A 17,540-nucleotide genomic window follows, 5' to 3' on the forward strand; every position below is an offset into this window, starting at 1 on the left:
ACCACTTTACATCGCTTTCTTCACTTGTACACTGATAGGTTGTTCGTTTCGAATTTTATGAAATACTTTATATAACCTTGTAGCTAAAACGCCAGCAATCATTGAGATTAACACATCACCAGCAATAGCATAGACAAAACCAATCATCCATACATGGGTCCAGCTAGTTGGAATACCCATCCAAAGATTCAATGCCATGTAAAGATAAGGTACCCCAATTAAGTAAACGACTAGTAAGCCCGCTAAGTTTGCTAAAATAAAATGATATGTCTTTGGATTGGCTATTCGCTCTACTATCAAGCCCACCACAAAGGCGCCACCAATATAACCTAATAAATAGCCGAACGTTGGTTGTAGGAAATAGCCAATCCCTCCTCCTTGTGTGAAAACGGGTAGCCCCGCTAAGCCAATTGCAACATACGCAAGCTGACTTTGTAACCCTCTTTTACTTCCCAATAGACTCCCAGCTAAAAAAACAAATAGAACTTGCAGCGTAAACGGAACATACGGTAATGGGATTTTAATAAATGCTCCAATGGCTGTTAACGCAGCAAACAATGAGATTGTTGCTAAGGCAATTGTTGAGTTTTTATTCAACTTCCAGCACCACCTTACTGTTTTGGACATTTTCGAAATATTGCTGTATCGATTCATGTGTTAGACCAATCATGATTCTTATTTCCTTTTTTGAGATCACATATGGCGGCATAAAATAAAGGGTGTTTCCTAATGGCCTTAAGAGCAATCCTTTTTCTAGAGCAATTTGATAAATGTGATATCCAATTCTTTCTTCACTAGGGAAAGGTTCTTTTGTCTCTTTGTTTTTTACAAGTTCGATTGCACCCACCATACCAGTTTGTCTGTATTCGCCAACATATGGGTGATGTTGAAATATCTTAGATGCTAACTCCTTCATGTAGGTACTTTTCTCTTCAATCTGTTTGATGTAATGCTCATCTTCAAAAATTTGTAATACTTCAAGCGCCACTCTACAAGCTAAAGGATTACCTGTATAACTATGTGAATGTAAGAATGCTTTCATAGTTTGATAATCATCATAGAATGCTTCGTAAACATCATCTGTAGTTAGAACAACTGATAGTGGTAAATAGCCACCTGTTAATCCTTTTGATAGACACATGAAATCAGGTGTAATTCCTGCTTGTTCACAGGCAAACATCGTACCCGTTCGCCCGAATCCTACTGCTATTTCATCTGCTATAAGATGTACATCATATTGCAAACAAAGCGCTTTTAATTTCTTCAAATAAGATGGGGGATACATTTTCATACCTGCTGCCGCTTGGATTAATGGTTCGATAATTATAGCGGCGATCTCTTCATGATGTAACTTTAACTTTTCTTCAACAGCCGTTATACAAGGCGTATTGCAGTTGTTCGGTTTCTCATTAAATGGACATCTAAAGCAGTCTGGTCCTTGAACGCGTACTGTGTCTAGTAATAATGGTTGAAAGACCTGGTTATATAGACCCACCCCTCCTACAGAAAGAGCGCCCAGAGTTTCACCATGATAGGCATCTGTTAAAGCTAGGAACCGTTTTTTACTTTGCTTATTTTTTTGCATGTGATATTGAAAACTCATTTTTAAAGCGACTTCTATTGCAGATGACCCATTATCAGCAAAAAATACTTTAGATAAACCATCTGGCGTGATTTCTACAAGTTTTTCAGCTAAAAGAATGGCTGGTTCATGAGTAAAGTTAGCAAATATCGCATGTTCTAATTGAAATGCCTGATTGGCTAAAGCTGTGCTAATGCGTTCATTACAATGGCCGAATAAATTCACCCACCAAGAAGATACAGCATCTATATACTGCTTTCCGTTTTCATCATACAAATAAATACCTTTCCCACTTTTGATCACTATAGGAGGAAAATCTTCATAATCCTTCATTTGAGAACAAGGGTGCCAAACATGATTTAAATCTCTTTTTTGTAAGTCCGAAATAGTACGAATCATACGCTCACCAACCTTTCGAAAAATTGTGTATTCTCTAGCTGGATATTTTTTAAATCGGATAAATTTTTAAACTTAGGGATGACAAGAGAAGGTAAGCGTGTCATTTGTTCGATAGTACTGATGTTATTCTTTTCAAGTTCAGTACCTTCAAATGCATTAAATACAACACCTGCAATCGGAATATCCTTCATTTTAAGTACCTCGATCGATAGTAAGGTGTGATTGATTGTTCCTAATTTTGTTCGAGCAACTAATATTACAGGTAATCCTGATTGTTTAATTAAATGAAGAAAATGATAGTGCCCTTGTTCAATTAATGGAACGTACAACCCACCTGCCCCTTCACAAATTACATAGTCATATTCAGACTTTAGTTGTTGAATATGTTGTAGAATAACTTCTTCTTGAATTTCTTTACCTTCTAACATCGCAGCGTAGTGGGGTGAAGCAGGCTCTTTAAAAGAATAACTATTCAAATGTTCTTCTACTAACGTTTGTTCGCTAAATGATTGATAAAATGCTGTATCTCCATAATATTGATTAGAACCCTCTACAATAATTCCTGTTTGAACAGGCTTATAAGGTGTAACGCTAGCTCCTTTTTCTTGAAAATATCGCATGAAGTATGTAGTTACTAAGGTCTTTCCGACATCTGTATCTGTACCCACTATCCAAAAATGTTGCGTCATAAGATTCCCTCTCTTTTTATGTTAACCTATTTACAAAATAAGTTAACATAAAAGGTATAATCTTGTAAATATTAATCGTTCCTCCAATACTATAATGGATTATCCGCGTTTACTTTGAACGAAGTAAAAATTACATTGTGTTAAATGATGCACCAAATGATAAGGAACGAATAACACTCGAATTTCAACAACTATACATTTAGTGGATTTTAGAGATCAGATTGGGAAGACTGTGGAACCGTTTTTATAAAATAAGAAACGTCCTAAACCTGTATAAATGGATTTAGGACGTTTTTAATGTTCTATTTTCAGAGCTCGTTTAAAATATTTATTCTTTCACTATTTCCAACAACCAATGATGAATCATATCCGAACTCTTATTTAAATAAACTGTATAATTTTTCAAAGACATCGTACCTGGCATACCTTTCAGTTCTTTACGAAGCAGCATGCCAGATTCAAGTGTAAGACGGATGTCATTCAGTTTTACTTGAATACTATCCAGTTCGCCATAGGGAGCGTCCTTGAGTAATTTCTTATCCTTTTACAATAAACGATGGCGTTACAAACCCATTGATTGTGATGTCCCAATGAACGTTTGAAGATAGTTTTTAAAATCAATTGGCTCCAATTTAAAACTATGATAAAGTCATGAATATAATAATTTTATATTTAATCATGAATTGCGTAGCAGACATTGGACTTTTTATCATGTTATTTCAGTTATATTTTAAAAGCAAAAATCGTGTCGCTATCAAATTAAGGACTATGATTAGCACAAGCACTTGTAAAATTGCAATTGCTTTTAATTTACTCCTCATATAATTCTTTGTGATCCACCAGTAAAAATTCCTTCACTCGTTCTTGTTGCTCATACGTTTTATCAATCCGCGATTTGAAATATTCATTTAGTGCAGGATCTGTACAATACACATAACACCCCTTTTGTCCACGTGTCATGAGTGTTCGATAGGTGTTACGAATGATTTCGTCCGCTACCTTTTGAGCTTTTTCTGGATTTTCTTTTGCAAGGGTTTTGATGCCTTTTAAAGATTGGTCGGTTTTGGCACGTTTTGTATAGTCTGTGATTACTTGTCCATCTTGATATTGCAGGTCATCCCCAATAATCACGCCTGCATATTCAAACTCAAGTCCTTGCGTTGTATGAATACAACCCGCTTCCCTGATCGAATTTTCTCCAATTGCCCATATGGAGTTATCCAGATTCCAGCTAATTCCGAAGTTATGTTCTGGAATTTCAATATCATAGAAATCACGATTGGAGCGCCCTTCTTTTGGCCAGTTCCAACAATAACCCGCCATGATACGCGATTTATTATTTACACGATTCTTCTCTTCTATTTTCTTTAATAATTCATTTGGATCATCAAACACTTGAAAGTCATAATCCATCCCTAAATCATTCGTATTTGCCGTTTCCCGAATGCCTAACACATCATCTAACCAGGCAATATAACCGTCAGAACCCGCGCAACGGAATTGGGAAGCGAGTTCGCCCTCAAATACATTAACACCCTGCTGTTCTGCATATTTTTTAATTAGTTCCACACTACCAATGTCTTTTAACGTAACTCGTTGTGCCTCATCTATAAAGAAAATCGAAAACTTCGCGCTATGCATGAGTTCTTTCACTTGGTTTTCTCCTAAGTTTGAAAATAGTCCGGATTTTTCATTTAAACGATGCGCCTCGTCCACGATCAAAACATCAAATTCATTTTCTTCGGCTGCATAGAAACTGCCTGATCCTTTAAATAAGTTATCAATCGCCGTTTTCTTCATCGACTTCTTCAGTTTTGCGGCATACACTTCCCGCGGTGCCGAGTTTTTCGTTACATACATTGCTAAGTAGTCTTCTTCAATATACTTTACGAGCAAATTAATCGCTAAAACAGATTTCCCCGTCCCTGGTCCACCTTGAATAATAAAGGTGCCTTTCTCATTCTGTTGGATACAGTTTTTCGCAAAGGTTAGTGCTTGTTCAAAAACGACTTTTTGATCATCAATCATGACAAACTCTTCATTTCCGGCAAGCATATTAGACAATGCATCTTGTAGTGATTTCGATGGTTTAATTTTCCCTTGATCAATACGCAAGATAATATCGTTCGTATCGCCATATTTAATGTACGTTTTAATAAATTCTCTTAATTTCGTTAGTTGACCTTTTGTGAATACAGGCGCTTTCTCTAAATGTTCTTGATAATGGTTGTCAGTTAGTGGATCATTTTCTTGTAAGTGATAGTTATGTAAATACGCACAAGGCTTTAAATGAATGGGCACTGTTCGCACATCTTCATTAAAATCTTCAATTAAGGCAGCATAACTCCACGCTTGGTAAGAGGGATGTGTCGTCTGGCGTAACCCTCCCCCTAAAGCAGTTTCCACAACAACCGCATCCATCGTTTCAATCTTTTTTACAGACTCCCATTGCTTCAACTCAATAATAACCGCATGATCATGGCGTCCGTCATTGCCAGCAACGATAAAATCCACACGCTTTCCCGTATTCGGAATTTTAAACTCAATGGCCACCTTCGAATCTTTCGGAATTTCCCGATCTTGCATCACATTCGCCATCCGTTGCAACGAACTATCCCACGACCGAATCTCACTCCGAGACGTCTTTCCTATCTTATTTTGATACACCTCATATAAACGGTCCACAATCTTCTCATTCACCACATCATCAATAAATCCAGCTTTGGTTGCTTCGTATATGATCAAAGGAATCACCTGATTTCATTCGTATTAGTAAGAACTAGAAAAATCATTTAATGAACCACATAACATTTTCTAACTTTAAAAACTTTGAATTTTTTCTTCTAAATATAAATATTCATGCTTACTTTTTGGCCATAGATAAAATTTATTTTGATTGCATCTAAAAAGAACATCTTCCCCATCGATATTTAGAACTATGCCTTTCCCTAGGAGTGCTCTGCCGATCGCAATCGATAACTGATAGCCATATGTATTCAATGAATTTACACCATGAATTTCTTGAAATTGTTGAAGTGTCATAAAACCCACACTTATAGCAAGTGCATCTAATTCTTCCCCTACCGTATGACATCTCCCAGAAACGTAGTCTTTCGCAGGTTCCACACATTTATTATCCTCAAATGAACTATAAAAACTAGCAACGCCATCTTTTATAGCTGGTAGAGCCATATATTCCACAAATACTTCCTTCATATAAAATTCCCTCAATTTCTAACTTTTACTAGTATTTTATCATCTTTCACAAGACAGCATATAAAGTTATTTGTTAATAAAATTTAATGAGAAGAATAACACATATTTACATAAATTTCCCATATATTTCAAATATAATAACTTAAAGTGACCTTTTAGTAAATATTATGTTATTAATCAGATTTAACAGGGACATGATTATAGTAAGGAAATAGAACTGAGGGAGTAATATATTTTCACTATTCAGCTAGCAATAATGAATTGGAGGTTATTAGATGGAGAAATTTACTGAGCAGTTGAAGAACATAGCAAACCGAATTTTGACAATGAAAGATTCGATCACAACTGAAGAAGCAACAAAAACAGCTATTGTTATGCCATTTTTCCAAGCACTCGGATATGATGTTTTCAATCCACTCGAATTTTGCCCTGAATTCACCGCAGACGTTGGAATCAAAAAAGGCGAAAAAGTGGATTATGCAATTTTAGCAGATGGAGAACCAACCATACTAATCGAATGTAAGAGTATAACGGAGAAATTACTAAAACACGATTCACAGCTATTCCGCTATTTTGGGACAACTTCATCGAAATTCAGCATTCTTACAAATGGCCTTGAGTACAGATTCTATACGGATTTAGAAGAAACGAATAAGATGGATACTACCCCATTTTTCTCGTTTAATATTTTAGAGTTACGAGATAATCAAATTAGTGAAATTGCTAAATTCCGTAAAGAAAGCTTTGATGTTGATAATATCACAAGCACTGCATCTGAATTAAAATATCTAAATGCCTTGAAGTCTTACCTTTCAGAGCAATTAGAAACACCCGGTGAAGAATTTACTAAATTTCTTGTAAACCAGATTTATGAAGGTACAAAAACGAAAAATATTATTGAAAAGTTTACCCCGATCATCAATAAAGGAATTAAACAAATTTTTAATGAAAAAGTAAATGATAAATTAAATGCCGCCCTAAAATCTACTGGAGATGCAAATGTATCCGTTAACCTCCCTGAACCCCCAGAAGAAAATGTGGAGTCAAAGGATGATGACGGCGGAGTGATAACAACACCTGAAGAGCTTGAGGCCTATTCGGTAGTCAAAGTATTATTAAAAGGTATTATCTCCCCAGATCGAATTTTTTATAGAGACAACAAAAGTTACTTCAATATTATAATTGATAATTCGATTCGAAAATGGATTATCCGCGTTTACTTTGAACGAAGTAAAAATTACATTGTACTAAACGATGCGCCGACTGATAAGGAACGAACAACACTCGAATTCCAGCAGCCTATTGATTTAGTGGATTTTAGAGATCAGATTGTTAAGACAGTGGAACCGTATTTACAATGATAATAAATTAGTCCTAAAACCTTTTGAAAATGGCTTTAGGACTTTTTGATTACGAAGTTATTAATGCTCCAACTTTAGAGCTTTTCGTTCAAAATACTTATGAAGTCTGTATTTACAAATTTCATTTACCCAAACGAAAAGTTTTTCTTCCATGTTATAGGGAACTTCAATTTCAAATTTGAATTGCTTATCTGTAAAATTAACAATACCTTTACTACTTCCAGACCATTTTGTCATAGGCATTTTTTCAATTAATGAAACAACCTTATTCAATTCTTGATTAATCGGATCAATATGATTTCTATTTTTTTCTGATACATAGCTTAGGAAGAATGGTGCTATTTCTTCAGCTGTAATATTTTGATACCAATTAGATGCCCCTCTTTGAAGCATTCCTTCTAGAACTACCATTTTATAGCTTTTAGTCATAGCAGTTTTTTCAATTTCCAATAGCACTTCTTTAAATTGATTGAAAACTACCCCTTCTTCCTCTGTTAGTTCTCCAGCTTCATTGAGCATTCCAACATAAGATCCAAATTCACGAGATAAATTCAACTCTACAATATTACTCTTTAAATACATTTCCAAATAAGTCGGTCGGCGTCCTAATTGTAATTTTAAATCCATATACGCATCTATAATTTGTTGTCTGTAATTACGATTTTTACGAGCCATTTCTTCAAGTAAATTAATTACTTCTACATCAAAGTGCAATTCACAGTTTGTCATTGGAATTGTTTCAACTCGCTGTATTTTTAATCGTTCATTTGATTTTAATTGAGGTTTAAAGATTCTTAATTTACGATCGGCGTTTTTGTAATTTCCAATGCAATCTATAATTACACAATGAGATTTGCCATCTGCCAGTCGTAATCCCCTTCCAATTTGCTGTGTAAAAATCGAAATGGACTCTGTAGGACGAATAAATAATAGTGTATCTACTGTGGGAATATCTACACCTTCATTAAATAAATCTACTGTGAAAATAATTTCAATTTCACCATTTATGAAGTTCTCGCGTATTGCATTTCGATCATTACGAGAATTTTGACCGGTCAACACTTCAGCTTCAATTTCTTTAGAGCGAAAATAATTACATAAAAATTTAGCTTGTCTGATGGATGAACAGAAAGCAATCGTTTTTGATTGTTTATATTTCAACCACTCTGAAAATATTTTTTCTATAACCTTGTCTTGTAATTGCTCTTTAATTAATTCTTCCTCATCATAGTGATTGCCCAACCAAGTAATTTGAGAGTAATCAATTTGATCCTTAATTCCATAATATTGAAATGAACTTAACCAATTTCTTGCAATGGCATCTAGAAAATGAATTTGAATTGCTACATTACCATCACAAACGCTGTAAACATCTTGATTATCCATACGATCAGGTGTCGCAGTTATTCCCAATAAAAAATTGGGATGGAAGTAATCTAGAACGCGAGTATAAGTTTTAGCCACTGCATGATGAAATTCGTCAATAACGATTAAATCAAAAGCATCTGGAGTAAATTTTTTTAAATGATACGCTTGCGAAATTGTATAGACAGAAGCAAAAATGAAATCACTTTCTGTATTCTTTTCATTTGCATTAAAATAACCAGTTGTTTTTGTTGGATGAACTGTTGTGAATGCACTTTTTGCTTGTTGTAAGATTTCATCTCGATGTGCAACAAATAACACACGTTTGAATTGATTTGCAAAAAAGGCAGCTAAATAGGTTTTACCTAACCCTGTAGCAAGTACAGCTAGTGCTTTATCATAGCCCTGTTCAATTGTCTCATCTAATGCCGCTAGGGCGAGTTTTTGCGCCGGCCTTGGTTGAATAGTGTCTAATGGTAACGGTTCTTCCATGATAACTGAAGAGTTTGGGTTCACTCCGTACATTAGATTAGTAGCTTCTACTTCATCCCATTTTGTTGATAGTGGAGTGACTTTATTAGCTTCTTTATATTTCTCACTATATTTCTGGACATATTCAAAGTTAATCGGTACTGTATGTGGACTATAAAAAAGTTTATGAAATTCATCAATCGATTGTTCAAACGTAGCCGAATTTACAGTATGTAAACTCCATTCAATACCGTTAGTTAATGCAGAATTCGATAGGTTTGAAGACCCAACAATGACATGCTGTAAAGATTCTTCTCTAAATAAATAAGCTTTAGGGTGAAAAGATCTTCCGTGTGAATGAAACATACGAATCTCTGCATTCGGTAAATGTTCAAGTAGCATTTTTAGTGCATCCGGTTGTGTAATATATAAATAATCCCCCACCAAAAGCTGAATATCACAACCTCTAGCATGTGCCTTTTTTAATGTTGGAAGAATTAATTGAACACCTGATTTCATCGCAAATGCCGTAATAAAACAAATATGAATAGCTTCTTCACATAAATTCACAAGCTCATCTATCAAGTTATAAGTTATCAACTTCATTTTATTTGTCCTCTACATCAATTAGATAAAGACCTTTATCAAATCCCCCTCGTTTTTCTTTCTTTTTCAAACGAACTTTTTCTAAGTCTTCAAAGGATAGATTATATACTTTAATAGCTGCATGAATTAGTTCTAAAACATCAGCAAGCTCTTCTATACCATCTTCTGTATTATTTGTTTCATCAAATTCTTTTACTTCTTCATATAATTTCTTTTTAATTTCTGTTAAATGCTCTTTTTCTTCTAATATGCGGGAATTATAAGAAAGTCCCTCAGCCTCAATAATTTCTAAAATACCATCTCGAATTAGTTTGTTATATACAGGCATAAAATCAACTCCACTTCTATTGTACTTACATTATTATACAAAAAAGGCCCAATAAAAGGCCATTTTATTGGGAGCCTCTGACTAATCGTTTTGTAATTGTTGTTTCTATCTTTATGTTACTACAGACTAACTCTCTACCTCTTTTACTATTTCCAACAACCGACTATGAATTATATCCCAACTCCGATTCAAATCCACTGTAAAAACCTTTATTGGGAAGCCTTTAATTTCATATGAAAGATTCAGTTCTTGTCCTGTTTTTGGGTAGAGTAAAATTCCTGAAAGTTCTTTTGTCACTTCTTTGTGATTGTTTAAATAGGCGAACAATCAATAAAGATTACTGCTAATTAATTCGTATTTTCACAAAACTACTTTGTTTTGTGATTCAATATTCGATACATCATAATAATTACTCAACGCCTTTAAAAACTCTTCCTGCAAAGCCTCTATATCTAATAATGGACTCATTAATACTGGGTACGCTTTATTAAGCTCAAAAATAACACGTCGGCCATAACGTTCATCTTTCCCTAAATCCGGACGATCTGTTATTTTCGCTTTCAGTAGCTCACCGATTCCTAAGTTATGAATGACCAATAAAATCTTTACTAAAAACTCGCCATTCCTAAAAATGGAATACTTAATGATGTAGTTGTATATATCTAAGTTATCTACTATTAGCTCGTAATACTGATCTTTAGAAAGTACTAGCTCTCTGGCGTCCACAATATATTCAACTGCTAAAATACATTTATAAATATAGTTTTCCCAGTCAAAACTTTTGATGACGATATTACCAAACTCTCGATAGCTTTCTAAAACTTGAGGATATTTCTCAATAATATAATCACGCTTTTTTGTAATTAAAAGCGAATGCCAAAAACGTTCATTAAAATGAATGTCACGATCTAAATTCACATACGAACTTGCAATGGCTTGGAATGCATCTAGAAAATCAGCTTTCTTTTGGATTTCAGAACCTTTCCCCATATAAATCGGGAAATCTGGTGCTTCCTCAATTTCAACAATTTCCTCCGAGAAAAATAGATCATCTATTACCTCACCATTTTTAAACGCTGTATAGAGCAACTCATCCTTTTTATAACCTTCTTTTAAAAGTCTAATCTTCATGTGCTACTAACTCCTTTACAGCTTTTACGTATTTCTCGATAATTTGATGTGATATACGGCCAATCACTTCATCAATATTATCTACATGTAATTCTTCAACTGCTTTGCTAGTCATTAAGTTATAAAGTTTAAAGTCTAGTAAATCTTCTGGTTGTGTCATCTGTGATAATTCCACTACATCATCATCTTCATCAGCATAGTTACTAATAAAACGCTCTAAAGCCATGCGCAAGCCTGTATATAAATACGGATTCATAAAGGCGTTCGCTCTTGTCATCGATTGGAATTGGATGTCCTCATCTCGGAAATGGATAATAATACATTCAGACCCTAATTCAAATTTAATGGCTGAACTTAAATTTGGATTTAGTCGTTTCTCAAATAAATCAAGTGGGTTCTTCATACCACCCTCAAATGTTACAATATTTGAAAAACCAATCATTGAAAACTTTGGAACGACAATCGAATCTTTTAACTGATCATAGAAACTATTTAATTCGCGATTATTTTCAAACCGGATATCCGATTTTGCGACTATATGAAGTTGAATGGAAGTGCGATTTGATAATGACATACGATTTTTGGCTATTTCTACTTGTAAATTATGCATATCTAATGGAAAAAATTTCGTATCCTTTGACTGAATAACTAATAAATATTGAGCTTCTCCATTCTTCAGTAATGCTTCTACAAACTCTGAAGTTAGTTGCGCTGCAATTTTAAAACGGTATAAGTCCCCATCCTCCTCAAAACTTACTTTTATAGTAAAATCACTTTCCTCATACGCTAGAGTGTTCGATGAAAGAATCGGATAAGGGAAATTGGCATCTTTTTTATAAATCATGTTACACCTCTATGTAGTAAATAAATTTTAATGAGCGATTATATTTCGGTTTGAGAGCAAGCTGTAAATTAACAAGGCCATTTTTAATTGATACATTTTTAATAGCATCTGATTCAATGACACATGAATTACTATTATTTTTATCAATGACATTTGAATAATTTTCTTTCATATTAAACTCACCGATATATTCTTTGCCCATTCCGTCTATAATGTTAAATTTCAAATTGCATTTTTTTGCTTTAGCTACTTCTGGGCTATCCATTAAATTTACTTGAATAAATTCTTGATCATTTAATAATAGGCGCTCTACACGATATGGATTAATTTTGTATTCATCTTTTTGATCCTCAGCCGCGCTTTCGTTCTCTCCTTTATCCCGAGTTTTTCCTTTTCTACGTATGCCACTTTCTTTTGGTTTTCGAGTAGGTCCGTTTTCACGCTTTTGTCGTTTTGCTTTAGCAGGCGTTGTTTCCGAATTATCCCCTTCACCGCTCGTTACGATATTTTTACCGTTTTTTATTTTGACAGTTCCAAACGACTGCGATAAATTTTCTTTGAAATCCAGTTCCATCGTATAAAGTAAATCCGACGTGTTAATTTTCCCGTCTACTGGATTATGTTTTCTTATTTCTTCATCAATAACTTTTAAAATTTCTTTATTTAAATTGCTAATAAATTTCTTCGCAAGCTTTATTAATTCAGGATCTTTAATGTCATCGCTTGATATTTTTGTATGCGATTCATTTTCAAGAGATTTTAAATAACTGTCCTCCACAATTCCACCTATTAACACAGCATTAAATGGCTTCGTTGCATTGTTTTTCACTGCAAAATCCTCAATTTTCATCCCAATTGTTCGAATGATTCCAACACGTCCTTTTGGAATACGTTCATCATAATTAAAATATAAATTGAATTTAAATACCGTATTTTTATGAGTAATTTCAATTAACCGAGGCTGTTTAGTTTTATATGTTTTTACGTATAAAGGCGTAAACACTTTTTTCATTGCTTCAATCTCTTGCACGTAAAATTGGCTATCTGTCACAATGCTATCGATTGAATCGGCATCAATGATTAAATCATTCACATGGACCACTAACTTCTTCTCAATAATCGAAACAAAGAAGCTATCACATACCGAACGGATAATTTCATCTTCTCTGTAGAAGCTGTTTCTTAAAAATGGAATGACAATTTTTAAGCCACGCGTGGTTTTCTCAAAAATTTGATCGTATTGATTTTCAAATGGCATAAATTTCGAGTCCTCTAATTTTGCAAAGTAACCTGTTGAGCGGTAATAATTATCTCCCAATTTATGTTCAATTAACTGAATTGTGCCCCCCAAATGCTGTTCACCTTCTGCATCACAGTTGGCAAAGAACATCATATGTAAATCTGAAGCTGCATTAGACGCTATTTTCCCCACACCATGCGATCCTCCACGTGAAGCTTCAAAAGACTCGTCCTTTTCTTCAAAATGAACCCCCTTGTTATACGCATAAATGCCCCATGTATGTTCTTTCGAGTTACTTTGACCGTACTTAGCCCCCGTTAACCCACGTGTATTACTATCTTCAAAGGAGATATAACGAACTTCCTCAGCAATCATAGAAGCTTTCATATGAGCAATCGTTTCTTTCGTATATCCGTTGCGACCTTCTAAACTATCAATACGTTGCACAATAGAGTTCATTCCTGGAATAGCTTGTCGGTTTACTTTGCCAAGTTTAATTTTTACTACGACAGGCTGATTTGATTCAGTAAGTCTTCCATCTAATGAATTTTGTATATTTTCACGTGTTAAACCTGCTACACCTAAGCTATAAAATCGCTCTAGAATTTTATTAAAATTTGATTCTTCTATATTTGGTATTTTTGAAAATTGCCATTGGTTATCTACTACATTCATATTATGTACCTCATTTATTTTAATTTTTTATACGTCATAAATGATTCTCTTTAACCTAATTATTTTACCACTAATCGTCCTTGTTTAAATTCTAATTATTGAAATCACCAAATAAAGGAATGTATCAATTGATTTTAATTCTTATTTTATTTTTGATCTTTACAACTGTTCATATTTAAGTAAAGTTTATATCAATAAGAAGAAAGCCGCTGATTCACCACAATTAGATCAAACAAAGTGTGAACATCTTGCACAATCCATTTTGCAAAATTACGATATAAGTGCCTTAAAAGTGGTTGATTTAATTGACGCATCAAATCAATTACACCATTTTGTCGAGCAAACATATGGAGAGAAAGTAAACATTCATAAGGAATTCCCTATTCATATTAAGCTAAATAATCAAAAGGCATTTGGTTTAGTAGATTATTTAATTGAGCTGTCAAATGGTTGGATTATCATTGACCATAAAACATTCCCTGGCCGTGAAGAATTATGGGAAGAACACGCGGTGTCACATTTACCGCAGTTTCAAATCTATGCACATGCTTTAGAAGTAACAAGTCAAAAGCCCGTTTTAGAAGCTTGGACTCATATGCCCATCGTTGGGGAGATGATGCATTTTGGCCAATCCGATTTAGTTATTTCGGATAGTATTGTGTATTCGAATTAATACACAATACGCTCAAAATGTACCCTACAATATAGTAAACGTCCTAAAACCGTAAATTGCATTTAGGACGTTTTATTTTTAATGTTCCTATTTCTGTTCTTTATGTTCAAAATATTTATTCCTTCACTATTTCCAACAACCGATCATGAATGATATCCCAACTCCGATTTAAATCCACAGTATAAACCTTTATTGGGAAGCCTTTAATTTCATAGGAAAGATTCAGTTCTTGTCCTGTTTTTGGGTAGAGTAAAATTCCTGAAAGTACTTTGTTTACTTCTTTGTGATTGCTTAAATAGGCAAACAATTGATAGAGATTAGTGCTAATTAATTTTTCTGAACCACGGTTTTGCGTTAATGCGTTTTGATAATATTTCGTATCCATAATGATCTTCCGGTTCAAATCTTCTAAAGAGATATCCGTTTGCATGATTGGCAAGTAAGATGTATTTTCACCAGTTGCATCCCAGTAGATATTTTCTCTCCCAACTTTAAATTGCGGTGTTTCTTTTCTATAGAAATTTCGCACAAAGTCCTCGAATAACCGAGCCATTGCTTTTGGATTGCGCTCAAAATCAGCAAATTTAGAATCCGACTCCTCTTCATTTAATAGCAATGCTTCATAGAGCAACTGACAAATATCTAGTACAAAACGATAATGCTGGTTACTTCGATGAAGCCGAATCGTATTAAATATGTAGCCATCCAACTTTATTAGCTTGATCTGTGCAAAATATGAATACAGTTGATGAATTTCCTCTTTCAACTTCTTATCAAATCCGGGTAGCTGAAGGAGCTGATAAAGAGTAGATTTAATAATTTGGTTGTGAGGAATATCATGGCTCAACTCTTCAAATTCAATATGCATTTTTGCCCGTTTAAAAGAAAAACTTTGTATAGACTCTTTAAATAGAACTCTACCTCTAAGTGTAGATGTTTCTTCCCTGTTATTTTGATACTCCCTATAAAATCCACGTTTAATAAGCGAACGCAATTTTACTAAGAGAATTCTTGTTAACAGATGTTTAATATCTTTTTCATCCTCACGCGAAATCGAAACAAATTCTCGCTCATCTAGATGTTGCCACGCATAACAGAGCATATAATAAAGATTTTTGATTGGAATATTATTGGAGTCGGTTAAGAATTTCACTAACTTTATCCTCCCGATCAAACCAATATTCTTTTAATAAAGGTGCGATTTCTAAACGAACAATTCGTTCATACCACTTTTCTTCATCGTCAACCCTTTCAATCGTTGGACAGAAGTAACTATGACCAATCTCGTAGCCTTTCCCCAGATTAATCTTATCATTGATAATTTCTTGATTGACTTCATCGATGGAGATGATCAGTTTTTCGATAAATCCTTTGCTAATTCCTTTTGAGATTAAAAACTCTTTAAAGGAATCCGTATGGAAGGCTGGTTCGACATTAATAAATGAAAATCTTCTTCGTAACGCATAGTCGACTAGAGCTAAAGAACGGTCAGCCGTGTTCATCGTGCCTATCAAATGAATGTTTGATGGAATATAGAATTTTTCCTCTCCAATGCTATAGGCCAATTTAACAGCATACTTATTCCCGCGCTTATCTGCCTCGATTAACATCATTAACTCACCAAAGATTTTTGATAAATTCCCCCGGTTAATTTCATCAATAATCATATAGTAATTGTTTTCTGGATCATCAATTGCTTTTTTGCAGAATGTATAAAAAATCCCGTCTTTTAACGTGAAGTTCCCTTCTAAATTCGGCTTATATCCTCTAATAAAATCCTCATAGGAATAGGATTGATGGAACTGCAAAAACTCAATTTTACTATCATCTTTTACCCCCATATGAAGATAAGCAAGGCGCTTCGCAACAAACGTCTTTCCTACTCCAGGAGGTCCTTGTAAAATGATGTTTTTCTTGTAGTCTAGGGTTTCAAGAATTTCTTCAATTTTTTCAGCCTCCATGAAAACCTCTGAAAGAACTTGCTCAAATGTATAAGGTGCAGGCCCCTCATAATTAGGCTTGGTACCAGTTGGAGGATTCGTACCAGTATCCAACATGCCCACCTTTTCAAGTAAACGCTCAACATAATCTTCATAGCTCGTAATATTAGTTAAAGTTTTCGTATGAATTGGTTCATCCTCAACACTCCATTCTCCTGTTGCTAACCATTCTACCTTTCGAACAGAATGATAGATTTCGCGTGAAGGATCATATTGATAGTCCGAAATAATTTTACCAAACCCAATGATATGTTTCTTTCCTCGTTTAATAAACACATAGTCCCCACTCTTCATTTCATAAGCAAATTGATAATTGGCTAGTGCAACATTTGTAGGGTTGTTCAGTTGAAGCTCTTCTTTTAAGGCATCGGTAATTTCTCGTTTACTATTATATTGTTTCAAATCACCAATTTCTTCCCATCCAATAGCAATAATTTCGTTATTATAAAAATCATCCCACATCACGCCATGCTCACCTGATGCAAGAAGCCAATATTGTGGAATGTCATCATCACCATCTTTACCATTTTTCCCAAAGCGTTCGAACAAGAAGCTGAAAAATTGATCCACTTCATAATAAATTGGCAGATTTGTACGTTTTCCAATAACCTTTAAATATTGCTCAATAATTTGATTTTCCTTTAAGCAATTTTGAAATTTAATAAACTTTTTACCATCTGTATCCCCTCGAGAATAATTAGGTGTTAATTTCAGTATATTTTCAACTGCGACTCTATCTCGTTGATTGTAAAAACAATAGTCATCCGCAAAAACATTCCCTATAATTTCACTCACAACACTCATACCAAAGCCAAATATTTTATATTCCTCGTTTAAAATGAAGTTATCAATTCGGTTTTCAACGTGCATTTGGCAATCAAAAAATGTAATAAATGGTCATTAATTTTGCGACCACTTGCCAACACTATTTTTACTTATTTTCGAATACTAGAATTACGG

14 protein-coding genes are annotated in these 17,540 nt (G+C 34.1%); 2 read left to right on the top strand and 12 right to left on the bottom strand.

Annotated features, from left to right (window positions below):
* Window positions 1–6: 6 nt before the first annotated feature.
* The 5 genes from EK386_RS12615 to EK386_RS12635 all read right to left on the bottom strand — a co-directional run bounded on the left by EK386_RS12615 (window position 7) and on the right by EK386_RS12635 (window position 5,886).
* Entirely contained in the window at window positions 7–597 is a 591-nt protein-coding gene (locus tag EK386_RS12615) for a biotin transporter BioY (protein WP_246027664.1), read from the bottom strand.
* Window positions 590–1,981, bottom strand: a complete 1,392-nt coding sequence (gene bioA, locus EK386_RS12620) for an adenosylmethionine--8-amino-7-oxononanoate transaminase (RefSeq protein ID WP_126659532.1) — start codon at window positions 1,979–1,981, stop codon at window positions 590–592. The genes EK386_RS12615 and bioA overlap by 8 nt, the downstream gene beginning before the upstream one ends.
* Complete coding sequence (gene bioD / locus EK386_RS12625) at window positions 1,978–2,670, bottom strand: dethiobiotin synthase (protein WP_126659533.1); 693 nt, start codon at window positions 2,668–2,670, stop codon at window positions 1,978–1,980. The genes bioA and bioD overlap by 4 nt, the downstream gene beginning before the upstream one ends.
* Before the next feature lie 810 nt (window positions 2,671–3,480).
* A complete protein-coding gene (locus EK386_RS12630) occupies window positions 3,481–5,415 on the bottom strand; it encodes a DUF2075 domain-containing protein (protein WP_126659534.1) in 1,935 nt (644 codons plus the stop codon).
* A gap of 75 nt (window positions 5,416–5,490) precedes the next feature.
* A complete protein-coding gene (locus tag EK386_RS12635; RefSeq protein ID WP_126659535.1) occupies window positions 5,491–5,886 on the bottom strand; it encodes a hypothetical protein in 396 nt (131 codons plus the stop codon).
* 275 nt (window positions 5,887–6,161) lie between these two features.
* Here EK386_RS12635 and EK386_RS12640 point away from each other — a divergent pair, with 275 nt between their 5' ends.
* The gene (locus EK386_RS12640; protein WP_126659536.1) at window positions 6,162–7,247 is read left to right on the top strand and encodes a type I restriction endonuclease; all 1,086 of its coding nucleotides are present in this window, start codon (window positions 6,162–6,164) and stop codon (window positions 7,245–7,247) included.
* Window positions 7,248–7,307: 60 nt separating this feature from the next.
* Here EK386_RS12640 and EK386_RS12645 read toward each other — a convergent pair whose 3' ends face one another.
* The 5 genes from EK386_RS12645 to EK386_RS12665 form a co-directional block, all read right to left on the bottom strand.
* Window positions 7,308–9,689, bottom strand: coding sequence for a DEAD/DEAH box helicase family protein (locus tag EK386_RS12645; protein ID WP_126659537.1), 2,382 nt, complete (start codon window positions 9,687–9,689; stop codon window positions 7,308–7,310).
* A gap of 1 nt (window position 9,690) precedes the next feature.
* On the bottom strand, window positions 9,691–10,017 hold the full coding sequence (locus EK386_RS12650; protein ID WP_126659538.1) for a nucleoside triphosphate pyrophosphohydrolase: 327 nt from the start codon (window positions 10,015–10,017) through the stop codon (window positions 9,691–9,693).
* 360 nt (window positions 10,018–10,377) lie between these two features.
* Window positions 10,378–11,148 (bottom strand): hypothetical protein, encoded by a 771-nt coding sequence (locus tag EK386_RS12655; RefSeq protein ID WP_126659539.1) that lies wholly within the window; start codon window positions 11,146–11,148, stop codon window positions 10,378–10,380.
* The gene (locus tag EK386_RS12660) at window positions 11,138–11,992 is read right to left on the bottom strand and encodes a hypothetical protein (RefSeq protein ID WP_126659540.1); all 855 of its coding nucleotides are present in this window, start codon (window positions 11,990–11,992) and stop codon (window positions 11,138–11,140) included. The genes EK386_RS12655 and EK386_RS12660 overlap by 11 nt, the downstream gene beginning before the upstream one ends.
* A 1-nt stretch (window position 11,993) precedes the next feature.
* Window positions 11,994–13,907 (bottom strand): hypothetical protein, encoded by a 1,914-nt coding sequence (locus EK386_RS12665; RefSeq protein ID WP_126659541.1) that lies wholly within the window; start codon window positions 13,905–13,907, stop codon window positions 11,994–11,996.
* A gap of 292 nt (window positions 13,908–14,199) precedes the next feature.
* On the opposite strand from EK386_RS12665, the gene EK386_RS12670 reads away from it, so the two are divergent.
* On the top strand, window positions 14,200–14,580 hold the full coding sequence (locus tag EK386_RS12670) for a hypothetical protein (protein ID WP_126659542.1): 381 nt from the start codon (window positions 14,200–14,202) through the stop codon (window positions 14,578–14,580).
* 115 nt (window positions 14,581–14,695) lie between these two features.
* Here the strand turns inward: EK386_RS12670 and mcrC are convergent, their stop codons facing one another.
* Both mcrC and EK386_RS12680 read right to left on the bottom strand, forming a co-directional pair.
* The gene (gene mcrC, locus EK386_RS12675; RefSeq protein WP_126659543.1) at window positions 14,696–15,733 is read right to left on the bottom strand and encodes a 5-methylcytosine-specific restriction endonuclease system specificity protein McrC; all 1,038 of its coding nucleotides are present in this window, start codon (window positions 15,731–15,733) and stop codon (window positions 14,696–14,698) included.
* The gene (locus EK386_RS12680) at window positions 15,708–17,450 is read right to left on the bottom strand and encodes a DUF8426 domain-containing protein (RefSeq protein ID WP_126659544.1); all 1,743 of its coding nucleotides are present in this window, start codon (window positions 17,448–17,450) and stop codon (window positions 15,708–15,710) included. The genes mcrC and EK386_RS12680 overlap by 26 nt, the downstream gene beginning before the upstream one ends.
* Window positions 17,451–17,540: the final 90 nt, after the last annotated feature.

It is taken from the genome of Lysinibacillus antri, assembly GCF_003977595.1.
GTDB lineage: Bacteria > Bacillota > Bacilli > Bacillales_A > Planococcaceae > Ureibacillus > Ureibacillus antri.